The sequence below is a fragment of the Pseudomonas kielensis genome, from assembly GCF_014236655.1.
Classification (GTDB): Bacteria; Pseudomonadota; Gammaproteobacteria; order Pseudomonadales; family Pseudomonadaceae; genus Aquipseudomonas; species Aquipseudomonas kielensis.
In genome coordinates, this window is sequence record NZ_JACMYG010000012.1 from 1 (window position 1) to 19,142 (window position 19,142).

The 19,142-nt window shown below is 57.2% G+C and carries 19 protein-coding genes and 1 pseudogene; 9 read left to right on the top strand and 11 right to left on the bottom strand.

From position 1 onward, the window contains the following. From H7995_RS28305 to H7995_RS13660, 3 genes are all read right to left on the bottom strand, one after another. Positions 1-93: peptide ABC transporter permease (locus H7995_RS28305; protein ID WP_206684596.1), on the bottom strand; the 93-nt coding region annotated here is incomplete at its 3' end. A 204-nt stretch (positions 94-297) separates the two neighbouring features. After that, positions 298-1,899, bottom strand: a complete 1,602-nt coding sequence (locus H7995_RS13655) for an ABC transporter substrate-binding protein (protein ID WP_166590686.1) — start codon at positions 1,897-1,899, stop codon at positions 298-300. 261 nt (positions 1,900-2,160) lie between these two features. Further along, positions 2,161-2,727, bottom strand: coding sequence for a helix-turn-helix domain-containing protein (locus H7995_RS13660; RefSeq protein WP_182340856.1), 567 nt, complete (start codon positions 2,725-2,727; stop codon positions 2,161-2,163). Positions 2,728-2,887: 160 nt separating this feature from the next. Here H7995_RS13660 and H7995_RS13665 point away from each other — a divergent pair, with 160 nt between their 5' ends. The 3 genes and pseudogenes from H7995_RS13665 to H7995_RS28710 all read left to right on the top strand — a co-directional run. After that, the gene (locus tag H7995_RS13665) at positions 2,888-4,105 is read left to right on the top strand and encodes a M24 family metallopeptidase (protein WP_166590684.1); all 1,218 of its coding nucleotides are present in this window, start codon (positions 2,888-2,890) and stop codon (positions 4,103-4,105) included. Between the two features lie 87 nt (positions 4,106-4,192). Then, positions 4,193-4,630: an NUDIX hydrolase gene (locus H7995_RS13670; protein WP_166590683.1), complete on the top strand. Its 438-nt coding sequence runs from the start codon at positions 4,193-4,195 to the stop codon at positions 4,628-4,630. A gap of 91 nt (positions 4,631-4,721) precedes the next feature. Continuing rightward, positions 4,722-4,802 (top strand): annotated as a pseudogene (locus H7995_RS28710) (dihydrofolate reductase family protein); the annotation flags it as partial. A gap of 48 nt (positions 4,803-4,850) precedes the next feature. Here the strand turns inward: H7995_RS28710 and H7995_RS13675 are convergent. Both H7995_RS13675 and H7995_RS13680 read right to left on the bottom strand, forming a co-directional pair. Next, on the bottom strand, positions 4,851-5,675 hold the full coding sequence (locus tag H7995_RS13675; protein WP_182340846.1) for an alpha/beta hydrolase family protein: 825 nt from the start codon (positions 5,673-5,675) through the stop codon (positions 4,851-4,853). Positions 5,676-5,717: 42 nt separating this feature from the next. Further along, positions 5,718-6,260 carry a DinB family protein gene (locus H7995_RS13680; RefSeq protein ID WP_166590689.1) on the bottom strand — a complete coding sequence of 181 codons (543 nt, stop codon included), beginning with the start codon at positions 6,258-6,260 and terminating at the stop codon, positions 5,718-5,720. Between the two features lie 124 nt (positions 6,261-6,384). Between H7995_RS13680 and H7995_RS13685 the strand changes: the two genes are divergently transcribed. Further along, positions 6,385-7,458, top strand: a complete 1,074-nt coding sequence (locus tag H7995_RS13685) for an NAD(P)/FAD-dependent oxidoreductase (RefSeq protein ID WP_182340843.1) — start codon at positions 6,385-6,387, stop codon at positions 7,456-7,458. Positions 7,459-7,759: 301 nt separating this feature from the next. Here H7995_RS13685 and H7995_RS13690 read toward each other — a convergent pair whose 3' ends face one another. Further along, a complete protein-coding gene (locus H7995_RS13690) occupies positions 7,760-8,392 on the bottom strand; it encodes a hypothetical protein (RefSeq protein ID WP_185818484.1) in 633 nt (210 codons plus the stop codon). A 303-nt stretch (positions 8,393-8,695) separates the two neighbouring features. After that, a complete protein-coding gene (locus tag H7995_RS13695; RefSeq protein WP_166590679.1) occupies positions 8,696-9,184 on the bottom strand; it encodes an Lrp/AsnC family transcriptional regulator in 489 nt (162 codons plus the stop codon). A 132-nt stretch (positions 9,185-9,316) separates the two neighbouring features. Here H7995_RS13695 and H7995_RS13700 point away from each other — a divergent pair, with 132 nt between their 5' ends. After that, positions 9,317-10,768, top strand: a complete 1,452-nt coding sequence (locus H7995_RS13700) for an L-lactate permease (protein ID WP_185818485.1) — start codon at positions 9,317-9,319, stop codon at positions 10,766-10,768. Positions 10,769-10,923: 155 nt separating this feature from the next. Here the strand turns inward: H7995_RS13700 and H7995_RS13705 are convergent, their stop codons facing one another. After that, entirely contained in the window at positions 10,924-11,202 is a 279-nt protein-coding gene (locus H7995_RS13705) for a hypothetical protein (RefSeq protein ID WP_244647710.1), read from the bottom strand. A gap of 68 nt (positions 11,203-11,270) precedes the next feature. Between H7995_RS13705 and H7995_RS28840 the strand changes: the two genes are divergently transcribed. From H7995_RS28840 to H7995_RS13715, 3 genes are all read left to right on the top strand, one after another. After that, the gene (locus tag H7995_RS28840) at positions 11,271-11,582 is read left to right on the top strand and encodes a Rossmann-fold NAD(P)-binding domain-containing protein (protein WP_206684590.1); all 312 of its coding nucleotides are present in this window, start codon (positions 11,271-11,273) and stop codon (positions 11,580-11,582) included. Continuing rightward, positions 11,527-11,745 (top strand): NAD(P)-dependent oxidoreductase, encoded by a 219-nt coding sequence (locus tag H7995_RS28310; RefSeq protein WP_342345331.1) that lies wholly within the window; start codon positions 11,527-11,529, stop codon positions 11,743-11,745. Before H7995_RS28840 ends, H7995_RS28310 begins: the two co-directional genes overlap by 56 nt. A gap of 487 nt (positions 11,746-12,232) precedes the next feature. Continuing rightward, positions 12,233-14,134 (top strand): potassium transporter Kup, encoded by a 1,902-nt coding sequence (locus H7995_RS13715; protein WP_185818486.1) that lies wholly within the window; start codon positions 12,233-12,235, stop codon positions 14,132-14,134. 37 nt (positions 14,135-14,171) lie between these two features. On the opposite strand, the gene H7995_RS13720 is transcribed toward H7995_RS13715, so the two are convergent. Next, positions 14,172-15,122, bottom strand: coding sequence for a CorA family divalent cation transporter (locus H7995_RS13720; RefSeq protein ID WP_182340835.1), 951 nt, complete (start codon positions 15,120-15,122; stop codon positions 14,172-14,174). Between the two features lie 64 nt (positions 15,123-15,186). Beyond that, on the bottom strand, positions 15,187-16,773 hold the full coding sequence (locus tag H7995_RS13725) for a RimK family protein (protein ID WP_244647711.1): 1,587 nt from the start codon (positions 16,771-16,773) through the stop codon (positions 15,187-15,189). 92 nt (positions 16,774-16,865) lie between these two features. Here H7995_RS13725 and H7995_RS13730 point away from each other — a divergent pair, with 92 nt between their 5' ends. Then, positions 16,866-18,005, top strand: coding sequence for a GNAT family N-acetyltransferase/peptidase C39 family protein (locus tag H7995_RS13730; protein WP_185818487.1), 1,140 nt, complete (start codon positions 16,866-16,868; stop codon positions 18,003-18,005). A gap of 521 nt (positions 18,006-18,526) precedes the next feature. Here the strand turns inward: H7995_RS13730 and H7995_RS13735 are convergent. Continuing rightward, a complete protein-coding gene (locus tag H7995_RS13735) occupies positions 18,527-18,904 on the bottom strand; it encodes a c-type cytochrome (RefSeq protein ID WP_185818488.1) in 378 nt (125 codons plus the stop codon). Between the last annotated feature and the right edge of the window lie 238 nt (positions 18,905-19,142).

A 19,142-nucleotide genomic window follows, 5' to 3' on the forward strand; every position in this document is an offset into this window, starting at 1 on the left:
AGGAATCATGCGAATCAACGCGAACGTCAGCAGGGTGATGCCGAAGAACGTGGGGATCAACAACCCCAATCGGCGGGCAATAAAACTCAGCATTTGGGCGACTCACTCCTTATCTTTTTTGTAATGGCGGTTATCGTGCTGGCCGTTCTCAGCCGTTCAGGCTGCGTGGGTCAAGGCTGCTGCTCGACGATTCCCGGTGTGGCGCTAATTGTTCTGGTTGGAGCCGGTGAGGCAGTCCTCGCCGGTCTGGCGCCGGCTCGAGGAAGGCGAAGGGGCCGTTTGGCCGGCCCCTGTCACTCACTGGGCGTTGTTGACGCCGTAGAAGCTGCTGAGTCCGAAGGGGCTGATCTGGAAGCCCTCCACACTGGTGCGCATCGGCTGGTAGACCGTGGAGTGGGCGACCGGGGTGATCGGCACCTGGGCTTTGAGGGCATGCTGCGCTTGTTTGTACAGCGCGGTGCGCTTCTCCACATCGGCGGTGGCCCCGGCGGCCTTCACCAGTTTGTCGTAGTCATCGTTGCACCACTTGGCGAAGTTGTTGCCGTTGACCGCGTTACAGGTGTAGAGGGTGCCCAGCCAGTTGTCCGGGTCACCGTTGTCGCCAGTGAAGCCGATCAGCATGACGTCGTGCTCGCTGGCGTGGGCGCGCTTGATGTACTCGCCCCATTCGTAGCTGACGATGTTGGCCTTGATGCCAATTTTGGCCCAGTCGGCCTGGAGCATTTCGGCCATCAGCCTGGCGTTGGGGTTGTAGGGGCGCTGCACCGGCATGGCCCACAGGGTGATTTGCGTGCCTTCCTTCACACCTGCAGCCGTCAGCAGCTGCTTGGCCTGCTGCGGGTTGTAGTCGGCGTCCTTGATTGTCTCGTCGTAGGACCACTGGGTCGGCGGCAAGCCGTTGACGGCCAACTGGCCGGCGCCCTGGTAAACGGCCTCGATGATGGCTTTTTTGTTGACTGCCATGTCGAGCGCCTGGCGCACTTCGAGCGTGTCGAACGGCTTGCGTGTGAAGTTGTAGGCGATATAGCCAAGGTTGAAGCCTGGTTGACTCGGCATCTTGATGTTCGGGTCTTCCTGCAGCGGCTTGATATCGGCCGGGCGCGGGAAGGAGGTGATCTGGCATTCGTTCTTTTTCAGCTTTTGCATGCGCACCGAGGCGTCGGTGGTGATGGCGAAGATCAGGTTGTCGATCTTGACGTCTTCAGGCTTCCAATAATCCTTGTTGCCCTTGTAGCGAATCTGGGCGTCTTTCTGGTACTTGCTGAACACGAACGGGCCGGTGCCGATCGGCTTTTGGTTGATGTCCTTGGCCTTGCCTTCCTTGAGCAACTGGTCGGCGTATTCGGCTGACTGGATAGAGGCGAAGCTCATGGCCAGGTTCTGGATGAAGGCTGCGTCGACACCCTTGAGGGTGAACTTGACGGTATGGTCGTCGACCTTTTCGACCTGGGTGATCTTTTCGTTCATCCCCATGTCGGTGAAGTAGGGGAACTCGGTGGGGTAGGCCTTGCGGAACGGCATGTCCTTGTCGAGCATGCGGTTGAAGGTGAACAGCACGTCGTCGGCGTTGAAGTCGCGGGTCGGCTTGAAGTAGTCGGTGGTGTGGAACTTGACCCCTTCGCGCAGGTGGAAGGTGTAGGTCAGGCCATCGGGAGATACGTCCCAGCGGGTTGCCAGGCCTGGGATGACCTGGGTGCCGCCACGTTCGAACTGCGAGAGACGGTTGAACACGGTTTCGGCTGAGGCGTCGAAGTCGGTCCCTGTGGTGTATTGGCCTGGGTCGAAGCCCGCTGGGCTGCCTTCGGAGCAAAACACCAGATTGCTGGCGGCGTGGGTGACGCCGCAGCCGAGGATCAGGCTGGCGGCAACGATGGTCTTGAACGTGGCTTTTTTACGCATGCGAACCTCATTGTTATTATTTTGAGGGCGGCAGATCAGGTCGTCCCTTTCAGGGGGATGCACCTGACCCTGCGGTTTTACGGGCTGTAGGCAGCCCGTCATGTGAACAGGTAGCCGAAGGCCGACGTACCGGCTCGGGCGGTAGCGCTGAAGGGGGGAGAGGGGAATGCTCGCACCGCCACCGGCCGAGGAAAAACTTAAGTTATTCTAAAATTAATTACAACTTAAATTCAGTGGGGCTTACTTTTTGCCGACGCACGCTCAGGTCGTGGGGTGGTCGTCGAGCAGCCCGGCCATGGTGGTGACGACCAGCACTTCGGCAACCTCGTCGCCAGCGTTGGCGATGGAATGCTGCTTGGTGGAATCGAAGTGCACCGATCCGCCCGGGCCGAGCGGGTAGGTCTGGCCTTCGATGGTGTAGACGATTTGCCCGGAGAGCACATAGGTAAACTCTGCGCCTTCGTGGGAGATGAGCTCGGACTGGTAGCCCACCGCCATGGTCATCTTCATCGCGTTGACCAGGTTGCCAGGGAAGTTGCTGGACAGGCGCTCGTAGACCAGCGGCTGGCTGCCGATGCTGTACCGCACGCGCTGGCCCTGGTGGGAATCGGGCTGGGGCTGGGAGGGCTGGTTGAACAGGCTGTTGAGCGGAATGCCCAGGGCATTTGCGATTCTCGCCAGCGAGGAAATGGACACGCCAGTGAGGTTACGTTCCGCTTGGGACAGGAAGCTGGCGGTAAGGCCGGTTTCAGTCGCGACTTGGTTCAGGGTCTTGTTGGCGGCGCGGCGGTAGCGGCGCAACCGTTCCCCGATCTGTTCTACGGACATTGGCGTGGCTCGTATTCTGAAAGGCGCCAGTATAGCGGGCGACGCCGTGCAGAAAAGGCTTTTCGCCTCACCGAAATTAAGCTGGACTGAAAAAACCCATTGACGCAAGTTTAAGTCGTGCTTAAATTTCCAACACCGCAAAACAATTCGGGAGAGCGAGATGACAGTGGGCGTAGGTGGCAAAACTCCGGAGCAGGCGCTGGCCGGCCTGGCGAAGATGACCGCGGGCATGACGCCCATTGGCCTGGACGAATACCAGTCACGCATTGCCAAGGCCCAGCGTCTGATGCTCGAGCAGGGCATCGCAGCGCTCTACCTGAACGCTGGTAGCAACCTCTACTACTTCACCGGGGTGAAGTGGAGCCCGAGCGAACGCATGGTCGGCGCCGTGCTGCCCGCCAGCGGCCCGCTGGCTTATATCGCCCCGGCCTTCGAAGAGGGCACCATCCGCGACTTCCGCGAGGTGGATGGGGTTATTCATGGCTGGCAGGAACACGAGAGTCCCTACCGCCTGCTGCTCGACCTGTTCGCTGAAATGGGCGTCGCCGCCGACGCCGTGGTGGGCCTGTGCCCGTCCCTGGCGTTCTTCATGTTCGAAGCAATCCGCCGCCTCGGATCGGATTTGACGTTCGTAGACGCTTCTTGCGTGATAAACCCGTGTCGCTATCACAAGAGCGCGACAGAACTGGCGCTGATGCAGCGCGCCAAAGACATGACCTTGCACGTGCACAAGGCTGCCGCCAGCATCCTGCGCGCAGGCATCAGCACCACCGAGGTTGCCGAGTTCATCCGCGAGGCGCACCGCAAGGTCGGCGCGCCGGGTTCGACCTTCTGCATCGTGCTGTTCGGCGAGGCCAGCGCCTTCCCCCATGGGGTGAAGCACGCGCAGGTGCTCAAGGACGGCGACATGGTGCTGATCGACACGGGCTGCCTGCTCCACGGCTACCAGTCGGATATTACTCGCAGTTATGTGTTTGGCACCCCGAGCGACCGCCAGCGCGCCATGTGGAACCTGGAAAAGGACGCCCAGTTGGCCGCCTTCGACGCCGCGCGCCTGGGCGAACCCTGCCAGGTGGTGGATGCCGCCGCGCGGCTTAGCCTGGAAGCCGCCGGCCTCGGCCCGGACTACCAGTTACCGGGCCTGCCGCACCGTACCGGGCATGGCATCGGCCTGGACATTCACGAAGGGCCCTACCTGGTGCGGGGTGACCAGACGCCGCTGGCCGAAGGCATGTGCTTCTCCAATGAGCCGATGATTTGTGTGCCGGGCGAGTTCGGCATCCGCCTGGAGGATCATTTCTACATGACCGCCACTGGCCCTCGCTGGTTTACCCAGCCGAGCCATTCCATCGACGACCCGTTCGGGTTGGAGGCCTGAGGCCAGGCGCTGGTCCGAGGTGACCAGCTACCTGTGACAGCTGAATGCGTATGATGGCGGGCCATCATTTCCGATAAGGAAATCGCCATGCAGCCTGACAAGGCCTGTTCAGTCGTTCTTTCCGCCACGTGGCCACCCAGGATCCTTCTGTTTCGGCATCCTCAAGCCGGGGTTCAGTTGGTGAAGGGAACCATTGAGAAGGGCGAAACACCGGGTCGAGCTGCCCTGCGTGAACTGGCGGAAGAGTCGGGTATACGCGCTGCCGAAGTCGTGGACGACCTGGGATGTTGGGACTCCGGTCATCACGGCCAGAGCTGGTCGTTTCACCTGTGCAAGACGGATGGCCCCATGCCTGAACAATGGTCACACCAGACGCTCGATGACCATGGTCACGTCTTCGAGTTTTTCTGGGCTTCGCTCGACCACTTGCCCTATGACGATTGCCATCCTGTGTTTCGTCGAGCGCTGGACTTTTTGTGCGCGGTCCTGGAAGCGCGCGGGCACTGGGCGGGCAAGCATCGCTGATGAAACCAGTTCGTAACAGAGACATTTTTCCTGCGAACTTCGGGCTTCAGCTCATGCAAGAGACGCCATCCAGACAGGCGTCTCACAGACCATGGGTGCAAAATGTTCGGTCTTCGTCGCGGCCAGTGTGGACGGTTTCATTGCCAGGGTTGATGGCGATATTGAGTGGCTTCTGGTCTGTTTGAGCGCCGCCTGTTACTTGGGGGGATGTTGGGCGCCGTTAGGGTTGCCCGGCGTGAGATGACTCAAGAAACTGCGCGATCAGCGAAGCAACCTGCTGTTGAATCACCCCGCGCTCACGAGCGCTGTCGCCATCCTGGCAAATGATGCCATCGCCTGGTACTTCCTCTTCGAGCATTGCCTGCGCACCCGGTTTGCACACCGACAAGAAAGTGAAGTGGCTGGCGTCGCTGATTTCGACGTAACGGCTTGACGCCGCAGGCAGGCGGCTGGCCAGGTTGGCAGACTCCAGCTCGGCAGGAAGCTCGCGCGAAGGCGCGCCGGCGGCGATCACCAGCGCGGGCACCGGCAGCGCGGCCAGGCTTGCGTCGGTCATGCCCCGTGACAGCCCCAGGTCTAGGGTGACCACCGCCGTGACGCGTTTATCGCGCCAATCGGCGGCCAACGCGGCCTTGGCTGGTGCGGTGCTTGCCGGGTTCATCTGGGCATAGACGCTGCAGCTCGCCAACTGCGGGTGTGCCTTGCAGTCTTGGGCGAAGCGGTCGGGGTCGAATCGCGCACCGCCGATCTCCAGGGCAGTCCAGCCGCCAAGTGAATGGCCGACCACGGCGATTCGCTCATGGGCGACCGCGCCGAATTTTCCAGGTTGAGCCGTAACCCGATCAATGACTCGGCTCAGATCAACCGGTCGCTGCCATAACTGCGCGGCGGCGGTCGTTGTACTGGGGTACCAGACAACCATTTCCAGTGCGCGCTCATTCTGCGCGTCCGCCAGTGTCGAGGATTGGAAGCCGACGGCGCTTTCCTCAGCGAGTGCGACAGTCGTCAGGCAGGTCAACAGCAGGGCGCCAAAAGCTATTTTCAATGTCGTGTCTTCCTTGATTCCGTCGTTCTGCAGGAACGAGCGTTACAGTACGCCAGGCTCGGATGGAATGAGAATAACCAGGTCCGTATCCCCTATGTCGACACCCGCTTGTGAAAGCAAGGTCGTGACTTGTCCGCGGTGATGGGTCTGGTGGTTGAAGAAATGCATGAGCAACCCGTAGAAGTTCCTGTCAGCGGGGACACCCTTCATGCTGGTGTAATGAAGGGTGTGATCCAGGTCTGACTCTGTAATGGAGCGAGACCACTCGACCATTTGCTGATCGAGCCACACGCGATGCGCCGACAGTTCTCGGATATTCGGGAACAGCAACTGGTCGAGACTTTTGACTGGAAGCTGGCGAATCGGCCCCAGTGTCACGTAGTTCGCGGGGTGGGTGGCGAATCGCTGCAGCCAGACAGTGTCGCCGGCCACCAGGTGGTTCAACGTCCCGAGAATTGAACCAAAGAAGGCTTTCCTGTCCGCGCAGAGCTCTTCATCTGACAGGCTTCTGGCCGCCTCATAGAGCTTGTTGTTCATCCACTCGTTATAGGTCGCCATCAGGTGGATATGGCTAGTGCGGGTCATCGTGTTCATCCTTTTTCCTGGCGCTTGTCATACGGCGGGGCCCATCCCTGAAAGGCCACAGGTATCTCATGCATGTCATCCCCAATGCTCTTACAATCGGCGGATCAACAAACTGGAGGTTGATGTGCAAGATCATAAGCACAATCGGGTGGTCGTCATAGGCGCCGGCATAGTGGGCGCGTCCCTGGCTTATAACCTGTCACGCAAAGGCGCACAGGTTACGTTGCTAGACGCTGGAGATATAGCGTGCGGCGTGACGGGTACTTCATTCGCCTGGATCAACGTTTCTCACGCGGGGGTCGACCCTATCGCGCAATTGCGCAGTCTAGCCGTCAATGAATTCCGTCGACTCGAAGTGGAGGTGCCTGACCTGAACATTCGATGGACAGGTGCCCTGACTTACGGCACGAGCCCTGAGGAAACGCTACAAGCATCAGGTAATAACACGACGGAAAATGTGCTGACTCGTACCCAGGTTCTCGCTATTGAACCCAATCTCAAACATCCCCCTGAATTTGCCTTGTATGACGCGCAAGTGGGGGCTGTGGATGCGGTACAAACAACCCACGCCTTGATTGCTGCCGCCAAAGCTCAAGGCGCCAATGTCTTAACGCACACTCAGGTGCTCGGTTTTACAACGCTGAACGCACGGGTGACGGGACTCAACACTGCAGCCGGAAACATTGACGCCGATCTGGTGGTCATCGCAGCGGGGACGGGTACCAAACAGCTCACCGACATGCTTGACGTCTCTCTTCCTATAGAAGAGTCGCCCGCCATTTTCATTCGTTACAAGGCGCCCGCCAACCTCGTGCATTCCATTATCTCCAGCCCCGCAATGGAAGTCAGGCAAGACGCCGATGGTGCGTTGCTCGCCGCAGAGGATTATCTGGGGGATGCCTTGGAACACCAGCCAGAAGCGGTAGCGCTGCGAACAACCAAGGCCATTCAGGAGCAGCTTCATGGCGCCGATTCCCTCGAGCTGCAATTGGCCTGTGTCGGGCTGAGACCATTTCCCGCCGATGGCATTCCCATTGTCGGCTACTTGCCAAATGTCAGCGGTGTCTATGTCTGCACGATGCACCCTGGCGTAATCCTCGCCCCGATCGTTGGCCGTCTTGCCAGCGAAGAGATACTGGACGCAAAGGTGGCACCCGCCCTCAGCCCTTGCCGCCCCGACAGGTTTTTCAAACCTTAGTGGGGGCTGGTTGATAGCTGTCGCAGTCAAAGAAGCGGCTAGTAAAACATGCATGACGGCGGGTTCAAACCATTCGCTTCGCTCACTGGGGCGGGCTAAATCCCGCCCCAAAAGCTGCCCGTGGCGGCTGGCAGAAATCGCCAAAAGCAGGCATTCGGATGTGCCTAAGAAATCAGAGGCGATTCACTTTCCCAGCCCGAAGTCGGTCACGTAGCTCAGCTAGTTACCCAAAACCCATTATTCAGTCACAGCCTCAAGGTTGATCCAGCTAATACCGCAGCATTAGCGCGAAGAACCTTGATTACTCGACTTTATTGTTTGGCAGTGGCGCGGTATGAATCTCGTCAAACATAGCGGTCGCCACGGAGGCAGCATAAACGATGTATTTCACATCACTCACGTCACTCTTGACTTCATAGATCTCGCAAAGAAGACTTCTTTTGTTCTTGGGTAACTCTACAGGCGACCAAGATGAAGGGCTCTTGAAATTATACCCAGGGCCTTTGTATGTTAAAGATTTTATACCAACAACCATGCGCTTATATTGTTGTCTGTCAGGTCTTCTGGAGTTTTCATAGCTGCCTCTAAATGATCCTAGAGAGCCAGAGACAACATCTATGCACGCCTTGTCTAGCGCAGTCTCATAATCCGCAGCCGCATATGTTCCAACGCGCCCATGGTCGGAATAGAATTTTGCACGCGGCGACAAGTTTTCTTCTGGGTATTTGGAGGTGTATTCATCGCCTTCGAAGTAATATTCGATGTATCCTTTCGAAATATCTACCATGCTGTATCTATTTCTCTTTTCTATCACCTCATTGAAAGAATACCAGCGCTGCTCAATTAGTTTGTGCTCGACTTCTAATTCGCTCGCAAAAACCTGTAAGGAAAGCGCAGGCCCAAACAATGCAGATGCAATCAAAAGATTTTTCATGGATTCACCTAAGGCATGGTTTTTAATTTTGCTTTTTTTTTAATCAGTGCGCGATAGAGTTATGCATTTATCTCATAGCACAATCTGCCTTTTCCATGAGCGTAATCGCCCCCCAATTCCATAGATACCTGCAAGCTTCAATGAAGGTCGACTAAGCCGGTAGCGGCCTGCCGCCAGCGTCTGCTTGCGCCAAGAGCGGGTCCAAAGTTAACCACTAAACAATACCTTTCCCTTCCAGTATCAGGCTGACTGTCTTGGCGAATTTCAAGAGGTTCGATCCGCAAGACGCTCTTGAATGAGCGGTTACCCAGGCACGCTCGGCACATTGAGCCCGACTTTCACACGGTCCAGCGCCACGATTGTCTTGAACCAGGTAACGTTGGAATTTTCGGCAAACAATCGCCGCGCCAACGCCTGGTATTCCTTCATGCTGGCAACGGTTAACACCAGGACGAAATCCACTTCGCCGGTGACGTAGTAGCACTGCTGAACTTCGGGGACCGCGAAGTGTGCCTTCATCGCCTCCAGCGCCTCGATGCTAGTGCGCTCTGCCATCACTTCGACAATGATCGTGATCGGCCGTCCTACGGCGGTGGGATCCACGATGGCTACGTTGCCCGTGATGACTCCCCGCTCTTCCATCCGCTTGATGCGGCGCTGAACGGCGGCCGTGGAAAGATTGACCTGCTCGGCCATAAGGCGCAGCGGCATAGTGTTGTCGCGCTGAACGAGGTCCAGGATGGCACGGTCGAATTTGTCCAACGATTCAGGTGCAGCGTCGTTTTTTGCCATGGTAAACCCGTGAGAAATTTTCTCGAAAACTATCAGAAAACTGCGCCCCTTTATCTAGCCTAGAGAAATATTATCTTGCCAGCAGTCTGCGTACGCAGCCTTGGTCGGGAACACACACAGGATATTATTGGCATGCTCGCACTGTTCCATCTTTCCCCAGTCCTGTTGGTTACAGCCATGCTCGTGGTGCTGCGCCGGCCACCCGTTCACGCCGCCATTGCAGGCACTCTATTAGTCATGGTGCTCTGGCTCGCCGGCGCTGCCGACGCGTGGCGCCTAGGCAGTATGGTGGCCGCCGCTCAAGATACGGCCGTGCTGTTTGCAAGTACGGCTTTCGTGATCGTTCCAGGTCTGGTCTTCGTGATTTTTATCGAGCGCATGGGCGTCAACCTGGCGCTTAGCCAATGGGTGCGGTCACTGGGGCTTGGACGCGGCGATCAAGTCGTGTTTATCGTCCTTGGACTGGCACCGTTGCTCGAAGCGATGACCGGCTTCGGCGTGTCGTTGATCGCTACGGTGCCTCTGCTGCTCAGTCTCTTCGAACGTCGGGTCGCGCTACGAATAGCACTGACCGGCATGGCAATCATGCCCTGGGGAACGCTGGGCTTGGCATCTGTCATTGGTGCTTCGTTGGCTCACCTGGACGCACCCGCGCTGGCATCGACCTCGGCACTGACCAGCGCACCGGTTTTTTTGGCCCTCAGTGCAATCGCGCTCTATCTTGCAGGCGTTCGTGACTCGCGGGAGTGGAGGGCGTTGGGCGCTTTCTGGCTGCTGTTTGTGGGCGTGCTTTACAGTGCTAGTCGATGGCTGGGGCCGGAAGTGGCCGGCGTTGCCGCGGGCCTGGTGACGGCAGCAGCGGTACTCTCTGTTGGGCTGTGGCGCCTGCGCCGCAACGATAGCGAGCGCGGTGCGGTGCAATGGCCGCGTCAGGCATGGCCGTATCTGGTGCTGATTGTCTGCATTGTCGCGTTGAAGATGGTGTGGACGATCACCTCTTGGCAGGATCACTGGGTTGTACAGGGCGCCCAGGTCACCTGGAAGCCACTCGCCTCACCAGGCCTGGCACTGGTTCTGGTGCTGATCGGGCTAGGGTTTTACACGCGCAACACACAACGCCAGACAGCACTCGACGTCAACATGCCTGCTGCGCTGGTGGCGCGGGCGAAGCGGCCATTGTTGACCATTTTCTTTTTTCTCGCGATGTCGCAGATGATGGTGAAGGCCGGCTTCCTCGCGGGTTTGATGCAACTGCTGGCGGGCCTGTCGCCCACGGCCGCGACGTCGCTGGTTGCCATGTTTGGCGCGCTGTCAGGCTACATGACCGGGTCGAATGTTGGCGGTAATGCGATCTTCATGCCGGCCATCGCGATGTTGCCCGAATCCTCACGCCTATTGTTGGCTGCCGTCCAGAACAGCTCGGCAGGGCATGCAGCGCTGGGCTCGCTGTCGGTTGTCATGCTGATCCTGGGACTTGCTAAAACCCAGGCCAAGGAGGAAGGCGAACTGGTGAGGTTTGGCTTCATGCTGGTCTGTCTCAATACCGCGTTAGTCGCGTTGGGCGCAGCGTTGCTGAGTGGATAGCAGGGTATTAACCAGCAGGCATTTACCCAGCGAATCCTAAAGGGATTTACTACCCATTGATTCGATCCCGCAACCGATGCTGTCTGACGGCAAAGCCGAGTCAGATAAGCGAGCGAGGCTGCTGATCATGGAGCATAGGGTAGATCGGCTGTCCTTCAGTCGAGTGCAGATGGACGCAGGCAACCGATAGCCATGGCGACCAGACTGTCGAGCAAGGCCGGCTGTTCCAACTGCGCCGGCATATCCTCCAACACCGAGCGAATTACACTGCGCAACCCCTGTCCGAGCAAATAAGCCGCCAAGGCAGGGTGCTCCGTGGTGATCTCATGCTCGTACAGATGCAGGAGCGGCAGCCACGTCGCTTCGATGAATTCCCCTGTCGTGTGGTAAGGGCCACGCCACATTCCCAGGTGCAGGGCGGAGTGGTAACGCAAGTGAAAGGCCTTGTTCAATTTGAACAGGCGTGTTTCGACGAGAATGATATTGGCAAAAATATCCCGTAATGCCTGCGCTCGAGAACATCTCGGTGCTGGGTGTCGGCTACGATGGCATCGACCTTGAGGCTGCGCGCGATCACAATGTTTGTGTTACCCATACCCCAGGTCTTTCCACCGAAGACATCGCGGATTTTGCCATGGCACTGTTGCTGTGTACTTCACGCCAAGTGCTCAGCGCTGACCGGTTTGTGCGACGAGGTGAATGGACCAGCGGCTGCTATCCGATGACTGCGCGGCTCCATCGTCGACGAAGATGCACTTGTGGAGGCCTTGCGCGACCGCAAGATTCTCGCGGCGGGGCTCGATGTGTTTGGTGATGAGCCGTACGTTTCGCAGGCATTGCTAGCGCTACCCAACGTGGTGCTGACACCGCATATGGCCAGTTCGACTCATGCGACAGTTCAGGTAATGCTGGATCTGACTTTCGATAACGTCGCGGCTCACTTCGCGGGGGAGCCTGTATTAACTCAAGTGAACTAGCGCTGCTACCGTCAGACCTTGCGGTGAAGTTAAATTTTTTCACGGCCACGCTGACTGACTGCTAACAACCGACTCTGTTGAAAAAGTCGGCTCGCCCAAAGGCCTTTTTTGCACACTGCTATGTGAAATCTGAGTCCGGAAGCCTCTGCTGAAAATAAAGATTTCCATCACGGACGCATACTTTTCTGCTGCGCAAACCATGGTCGACTTTTTCAACAGAATCAGCCGATTACGACCTGTCACAAACCGCCGCCGCCGACTGTGAATTCAACCGGTCATCAATGACCCATTACCTGCTGGTCAACTCATCAGGCTTTTCGGGGCTATCCTTTAATTTTTACGCTTTCTTTACGGTAGGCGCATGTGTCGGCAACGATACTGGCCGCGATTTTTTGCCGTCCATGCGTCCGCATGTCTGAAGACGCTGGCGATGCAATGCTCAAGGATGGCGTGAACGTTCTCCCCCGACCTATGTGAGAAGCAACCCTTGAGTAAAACAGTGACCAGCGCGCAGGCAGATACCCAATCCAAAACGTCAGGGGTGGGCTTGCTCGTCGCCGCCGTCGGGGTGGTTTACGGTGATATTGGTACCAGCCCTCTCTACACACTCAAAGAAGTCTTTTCCGGCCACTACGGCGTGCAGGTCAATCACGACGGGGTGCTAGGCATTCTGTCGTTGATCTTTTGGTCGCTGATCTGGGTGGTGTCGATCAAGTACGTGTTGTTCATTCTACGTGCCAACAATCAGGGCGAAGGCGGCATCATGGCGTTGACGGCGCTAGCCCGCCGTGCGGCAGCGCCTTATCCGCACATGAGCAGGGTACTGGTGCTGCTCGGTCTGTTTGGTGCGGCACTTTTTTACGGGGACAGCATGATCACCCCGGCAATTTCGGTGCTCTCCGCGGTTGAAGGGCTGCAACTGGCATTTGACGGGATCGAGCACTGGGTCGTGCCCTTGTCGGTGATCGTGCTGGTGGCGCTGTTCTTGATACAAAAACACGGCACGGCTCGCATCGGCATCCTGTTTGGTCCAATCATGGTCCTGTGGTTTGTCGTGTTGGGGGCGCTTGGGGTCTTCGGGATATTGCAGCGCCCGGAGGTGTTGCTAGCGCTCAATCCGGCCTGGGCAGTGCAGTTCTTTGTGGTTCATCCGGGAATGGGGGTGGCGATTCTGGGGGCTGTCGTCTTGGCATTGACCGGTGCCGAAGCACTGTATGCCGACATGGGGCATTTTGGCCGTAAACCGATTTCGCGCGCGTGGTTCATGCTCGTACTGCCTGGTTTGGTGCTCAATTACTTTGGCCAGGGCGCGTTGATCCTGGGAGACCCGGAAGCGGTGCGCAACCCGTTCTATTTGCTGGCGCCTGATTGGGCCCTGCTGCCGATGGTCGCGCTCTCCACACTGGCGACCATCATCGCGTCTCAAGCGGTGATTTCCGGCGCTTTCTCCCTGACTCGCCAGGCCATCCAGTTGGGTTACATCCCGCGCATGTTTATCCAGCACACCTCCAGCCAGGAGCAAGGGCAGATTTACATCGGCACGGTTAACTGGGCATTGATGGTCGGTGTTGTGCTGCTGGTCATCGGTTTCGAGTCGTCCAGTGCGTTGGCGGCCGCCTATGGTGTCGCCGTGACGGGAACCATGTTGATCACAACCATCTTGTCCTCGGCGGTTGTCCTGCTGCTATGGAAAACCCCGCGCTGGTTGGCCATCCCGATGCTGCTCGGTTTTCTGCTGGTGGACAGTCTGTATTTCGCGGCCAATGCGCCAAAGATTTTCCAGGGCGGCGCGTTCCCGGTGATTGCTGGCATTGGCCTGTTCATTTTGATGACCACCTGGAAGCGGGGTCGCAAGATCATTGTTGAACGGCTGGACGAATCCGCGCTGCCGCTCCCCCTGTTCATCGCCAGCATCCGTACGCAGCCGCCTCATCGGGTCCAGGGTACGGCGGTGTTTCTGACCGCCAGGTCCGACGCCGTGCCGCATGCGTTGCTGCACAACCTGCTGCATAACCAGGTGTTGCATGAGCAGGTGGTATTGCTCACGGTGGTGTCTGGGGACTGCCCTCGTGTGAGTGCGCAACAGCGGTTCGAGGTTCAAGCGTATGGTGACGGCTTCTTCCGGGTCAGCCTGCACTTTGGTTTTATCGAGGAGCCCGATGTCCCCTTGGCGCTGAGTCTCTGTCACCTGCCAGAACTGGATTTCAGCCCGATGCGCACGACCTATTTCCTCAGCCGGGAAACGGTGATCCCGACCAAGCGCATCGGCATGGCCCGCTGGCGAGAAAGCCTGTTCGCGTTTTTGCTGAAGAATGCCAATAGCAATCTGAAGTACTTCAAGTTGCCCCTGAATCGAGTGATAGAGCTGGGTACACAGGTTGAGATGTGAAGCCTCACCTTGTAGCCGAGGGGGCAGGGGGCGGCGCTCAATGTGGGCCATTGATGCTGGATGAACCACGCGTCAGACGCTTGAGCGCGATGACCATCAGGCCCCCTGCAACCAGCATTCCTGTGAGAAACAGCGGATAGGCAATCCACCAGGGGACGGCGGAGGTCATCATGCTGAACTCGGACATGCCTCCGATGCTGGCGATCAGGTTCAGAGGCAGGAAGACCACATTGATCAGCGTCAGTTTGCGCAGCAGGTTGTTCATGGTGTTGTTCATCAAATTGCCCCGTGCATCGATCAAACCGGCAAATACCCTGGAGTAGATCTCCGCCTGTTTGTTGCACTGGGTGTTCTCGATGATCAGATCGTCGATCAGCGCGATCGCCTCTGCGCTGAAGTGCTCTTTTTCTGCATGGTTGCGCAGCCGGGTCAGGACCGCGCCATTGCTGTGAATGGCGTTGATGTAATAGATCAGGCTCTCGCTGAGATTGAACATCTGGATCAGATGCCGATTCTCCATCGAGGCGTTGAATTTCTGCTGCAACTCCCGAGCCACCATCTTGATGACTTTGAGGTGACCCAGGTAGTGGTGGAGGTTGGTGAACAGTATGTCCAGCAACACATCCTGCGGCGTGTGCAACGGGTGCCGGTCCCCCAGGCCCGTCAACTGGGAATCATCGGTCGCGATGATCACCAGGCGCGTTTTAGAGAACAGCAAGCCAAACGACGACACTTCAAAGTTCAGGCTATCGCCGCCCGAGTAGCTTTCCGGACGCTTCCAGATCAAAAACAAATTGTCCGGGTGGAATTCAATGCGTGAAACTTCGTCCGGATCCAGTGCCGACGCCAGCGCGTGATCATCCAGTTTGAAATCGCTGCGCAGCAGATCCCGTTCTGCCGCATCGGGATTGCTGAACAACATCACATCGGCATCCAGGTGTTCAACCGATACCAGCGCCCCATTGGCGAGTTTGAAACTCTTGATCACGTCTGGCCTATGGCGTTATCGATTGAGGAATTCAGCGTCTCGCAAACCGCTGCCCAAGCCGCATTCACCACGCCTGGCCACGACGTTTCAGTTCGAGACGGCGAATGAACTCTTCCAGAACCAGGGCATACAGGTCGTCCTGCAAGTAAGCGTCTTCGATGCCCGCGTCCATGTTCGGGTTGTCGTTCACCTCGATGACCACCACCTTGCTCCCTGACTGCTTCAGGTCGACCCCGTACAAACCATCACCAATCAGATTCGCGGTCTTCACCGCCAGTTCGACCACCGCCCTTGGGGCTTCGTGAACCGCAAGCGTGCGGCATTCGCCATTGATGTCCTGGCCCTTGGCTTTGTGGTTGTAGATCTGCCAATGCCCTTTGGACATGAAGTACTGGCAGGCAAAAATCGGTTTGCGATTGAGCACGCCAATGCGCCAGTCGTACTCGGTGTAAAAGAACTCCTGAGCCAGCAACAACACCGAGTGTTCGAACAGCTCGGCGGTGGCTTCCAGCAGGGCCTGCTGGCTCTCGACCTTGATCACCCCACGGGAAAAGCAGCCATCGGGAATCTTCAGCACCAATGGGAAGCCCAGGCGTTCACCCACGCGTTCAAAGTCTTCCGGTCGTTCCTTGTAGAGAATCTCGGTTGCCGGCATACCCAATTGATGGCTTTTGAGTAGATCCGTCAGGTACACCTTGTTGGTACAGCGCAGGATCGACGTCGGATCGTCCATCACCACCAGGCCTTCGCTTTCCGCCTTCTTGGCGAAGCGATAGGTGTGGTTATCCACGCTGGTGGTTTCGCGAATCAGCAGGGCGTCATACTCGGCGATTCGTGAATAGTCTTTCTTCTCGATCAGATCGACATCGATCCCCAAGCCTTTGCCGACCCGGATGAAATTCTCCAGCGCCTTGGCGTTGGAGGGCGGCAGCGCTTCTTGCGAGTCATGCAAAATGGCCAGGTCGTAGCGGGCCACGCGGGGGGAGCGTGGCATTCGCCATACCTTGCGGCTAAAGCTGTCCAGCGAGTTGGCGAACTGATCTTCCTGGTCTTCGCGTAATTTTTGCAGGACCCCGGATTTTATTCCGTCGATGCGCCAACTATTACTTTTACGGAACTCCACCAGGAGGATCGGGCACGGGAATATTTCGAAAATTTGTCGAGCCAGTTCCTGCAAGGGCTCAAGGTTGGTTTTACCGAAGTACAGGGTGAGCGTGAACCCTTCGGTATTGCTGTAGATATGGTTGCTCAGTGCTTTGTCCAGGGTTTTGCCCAGGTCATCCAGCGCCAGGCCATACAGTGACTTCTTGGTCAGTTCGCTGATAGTGCGCACGGACGGAATAACTTTATGGCCGCGTGCTTCTGCCAGCAGTGAACAGTAATACCCGTGCCCCAGGTACTTATAACTTCGGCACAGGTTGATAACCTGCACGCGCTTGCCGGCTTCGCGCTCAAGCGGCTGTTCCAGGTATTCCTGCGCACTCATCACATCCTCCGAGGGGAAGTAAGAGGCCCAGTCTTCCTTTCGTTCGACAATAATAATCACCTGGCTGGATCTTCCCGGTGAGTCCGGTAAATAAGTCAGGTTTGATATTGCTGTTAACCGATTTTGCTCTGATACTTCACGCAAGCCGCCCTGTACCGCTGACATATGAAAAGGTCCGTTGGAGAACAAGTCCTTATCTATTAAGCACGATACTTTTAAAAAGTCTCGTTTCGTTACGCAACTTTTACGGTGGGCTTATGAGTCTGTTTTTTCGCAACGCGACACAGGATGATCTGAAGTCGCTGCTGGACCTGGAGAACCAATGCTTTACCTCTGATCGACTGACGCCGCGCAGTTTCCAGTGGATGATTAGCCGAGCCCATGGCAGCCTGATCGTGGCGCAAGACGGCAGTCAACTGATGGGCTACTGCCTGGTCCTGTTCCACCGTGGCACCTCCCTGGCACGTCTGTATTCAATCGCAATCGCCACCCACAGCCGCGGCCTGGGTCTTGGCAAACAGCTGTTGGATCAGGCCGAGCATTGCGCTCGCGCTCACGACTGCGCCTACCTGCGACTGGAAGTGCGGCCGGACAATCCCGTGGCGCTCAGTCTTTATGAGCGCAACGGTTACCGACGCTTTGCTGTGGTTCACGACTACTACGAAGACCATGCCCATGCGTTGCGTTTGGAGAAGCGCATTGTGCAACATCGGGAAAGCCGCGAGTTCCAGGTGCCTTACTACCAACAGACCACTGAATTTACCTGCGGCCCGGCGTGCCTGTTGATGGCCATGAGGGCATTGCAACCTGAGCGTTCTATCGAGCGCCGGGACGAACTGCAAATCTGGCGTGAAGCCACGACGGTGTTCATGACGTCGGGGCACGGCGGGTGCAGTCCCCAGGGGTTGGCGTTGGCGGCCTGGCGTCGAGGGTTTCGAGTACGCCTGCAAGTGAGTATCGCCGGTCCGCTGTTTCTCGACGGGGTGCGCGACGAACATAAAAAGGAGGTCATTCGCCTGGTACACGAAGAGTTCTGCACGGAACTTCAACACAGTGATGTGGAGCAGGTGAGCAGCCACCAGTTGGACCTGGCGCACACCCTGAAGACCGGCGGTCAGCCTCTGGTGTTGATCAGCAGCTACCGTCTGACTCGCTCCAAAGCCCCGCACTGGGTCATTGTCACTGACTACGACGAAGACTTCGTGTACCTGCATGACCCGGACATCGATCACAGTCAGCACCGTCAGGCACTCGACTGCCAGCATATTCCCGTGACGCACAAAGCGTTCGACACCATGTGTGCGTTCGGCGGTAACAAGTTGCGCGCCTCAGTGACGCTTTATACGCGTGAGCAGTCCAGCGATGGAGTGTCCGCTACCCAGCCCGCGCTCCGGTGACGGGTGACGGGTGACGGGTGACGGGCGGGCAGGGTATTGAGTGACAAATCCGGACGCACCGCGCGGCATTCGCTCAGGTGACGAATGCCGCTAAGTTTTATGTCCGGTCAATGACTAAAAGAAGGGGGGCGAAAGAATAACGCGCTTATAAAAGTTCTAGGGGCGGGCGTCGGTCTATGCTTGGTGTTTATTATTGGAGAGATCCCTTTTTGTCGATGTTTTAGGGTGTGCCTCTGTTGTTCTGTTTTTCGAATGACGTTTGCTCAAGTGCTCAAACATAAAAGATGCGAGCCCGAACAATCCGATGATAGAAATGACCATAATGCCCAAGTCCGAGCTGTTCATAGTGTTCTCCCGATGAATGTGCCCCGCAGGATAAAATACCTGCGGTGGAACTCAAGGGGCTATACAACTTCTTTACGGCGCTCTCGGTTAATTATACGGGGTCGATGTTTTTGTCGGGGCGCGACGCTGTATGCAGCGAACTGCAGTTGCATCGACGCCCGGCTCTTGTGTTCCCCTCATCGGTTGTTTGAAATGACACCAATCATGTATTGATTCAAATCGCGAAAATCCTTAACGCTCCAAGCGTGCGGCGCCACCTTGACACCATTCTCACGCAAGGTCCTGGGAATCAAGTCGCCATTGGGGCGCAGGATTATCGAGGAGACAATGACGCCCGGATAATCATGCAAGCGTTGTTTGAACGTGGCGGTGGTCAGGTCGGGTGTAGGAGGGGTGCTTTTATGGGCCAGCGGTCCGGTTCCCTTGATGTCTGTGCCGTGGCACATGGAGCATCGCTGGGTATAGAGGTTTTTCCCATTGGCATTGTCCGCGAACGACAGTGATGCCTGAGCCAGCGAGAACAGTCCTAGCGAAACGATGAACACTTTTTTCATGTTTTTCATCTTCCTTGATGGGGTGGGCGTCGAGTGGACGCGATTCGGTGCGCGCAAAAGATATCAGGCAACGCGTGCGCAAGCTGTAGCTTCCTCCATCATCCACTCCACGAATGCCTTGACCTCATCGCGTTGCATCGCATCTTCGCCAGCTCACAGGTGGGCAAGCCTCCGCCATCGCCTCAGGGGCCTTCTGGCGTCGAGGAGTCATGGTGAAGACGAGTCGAGCCGTCGCAAA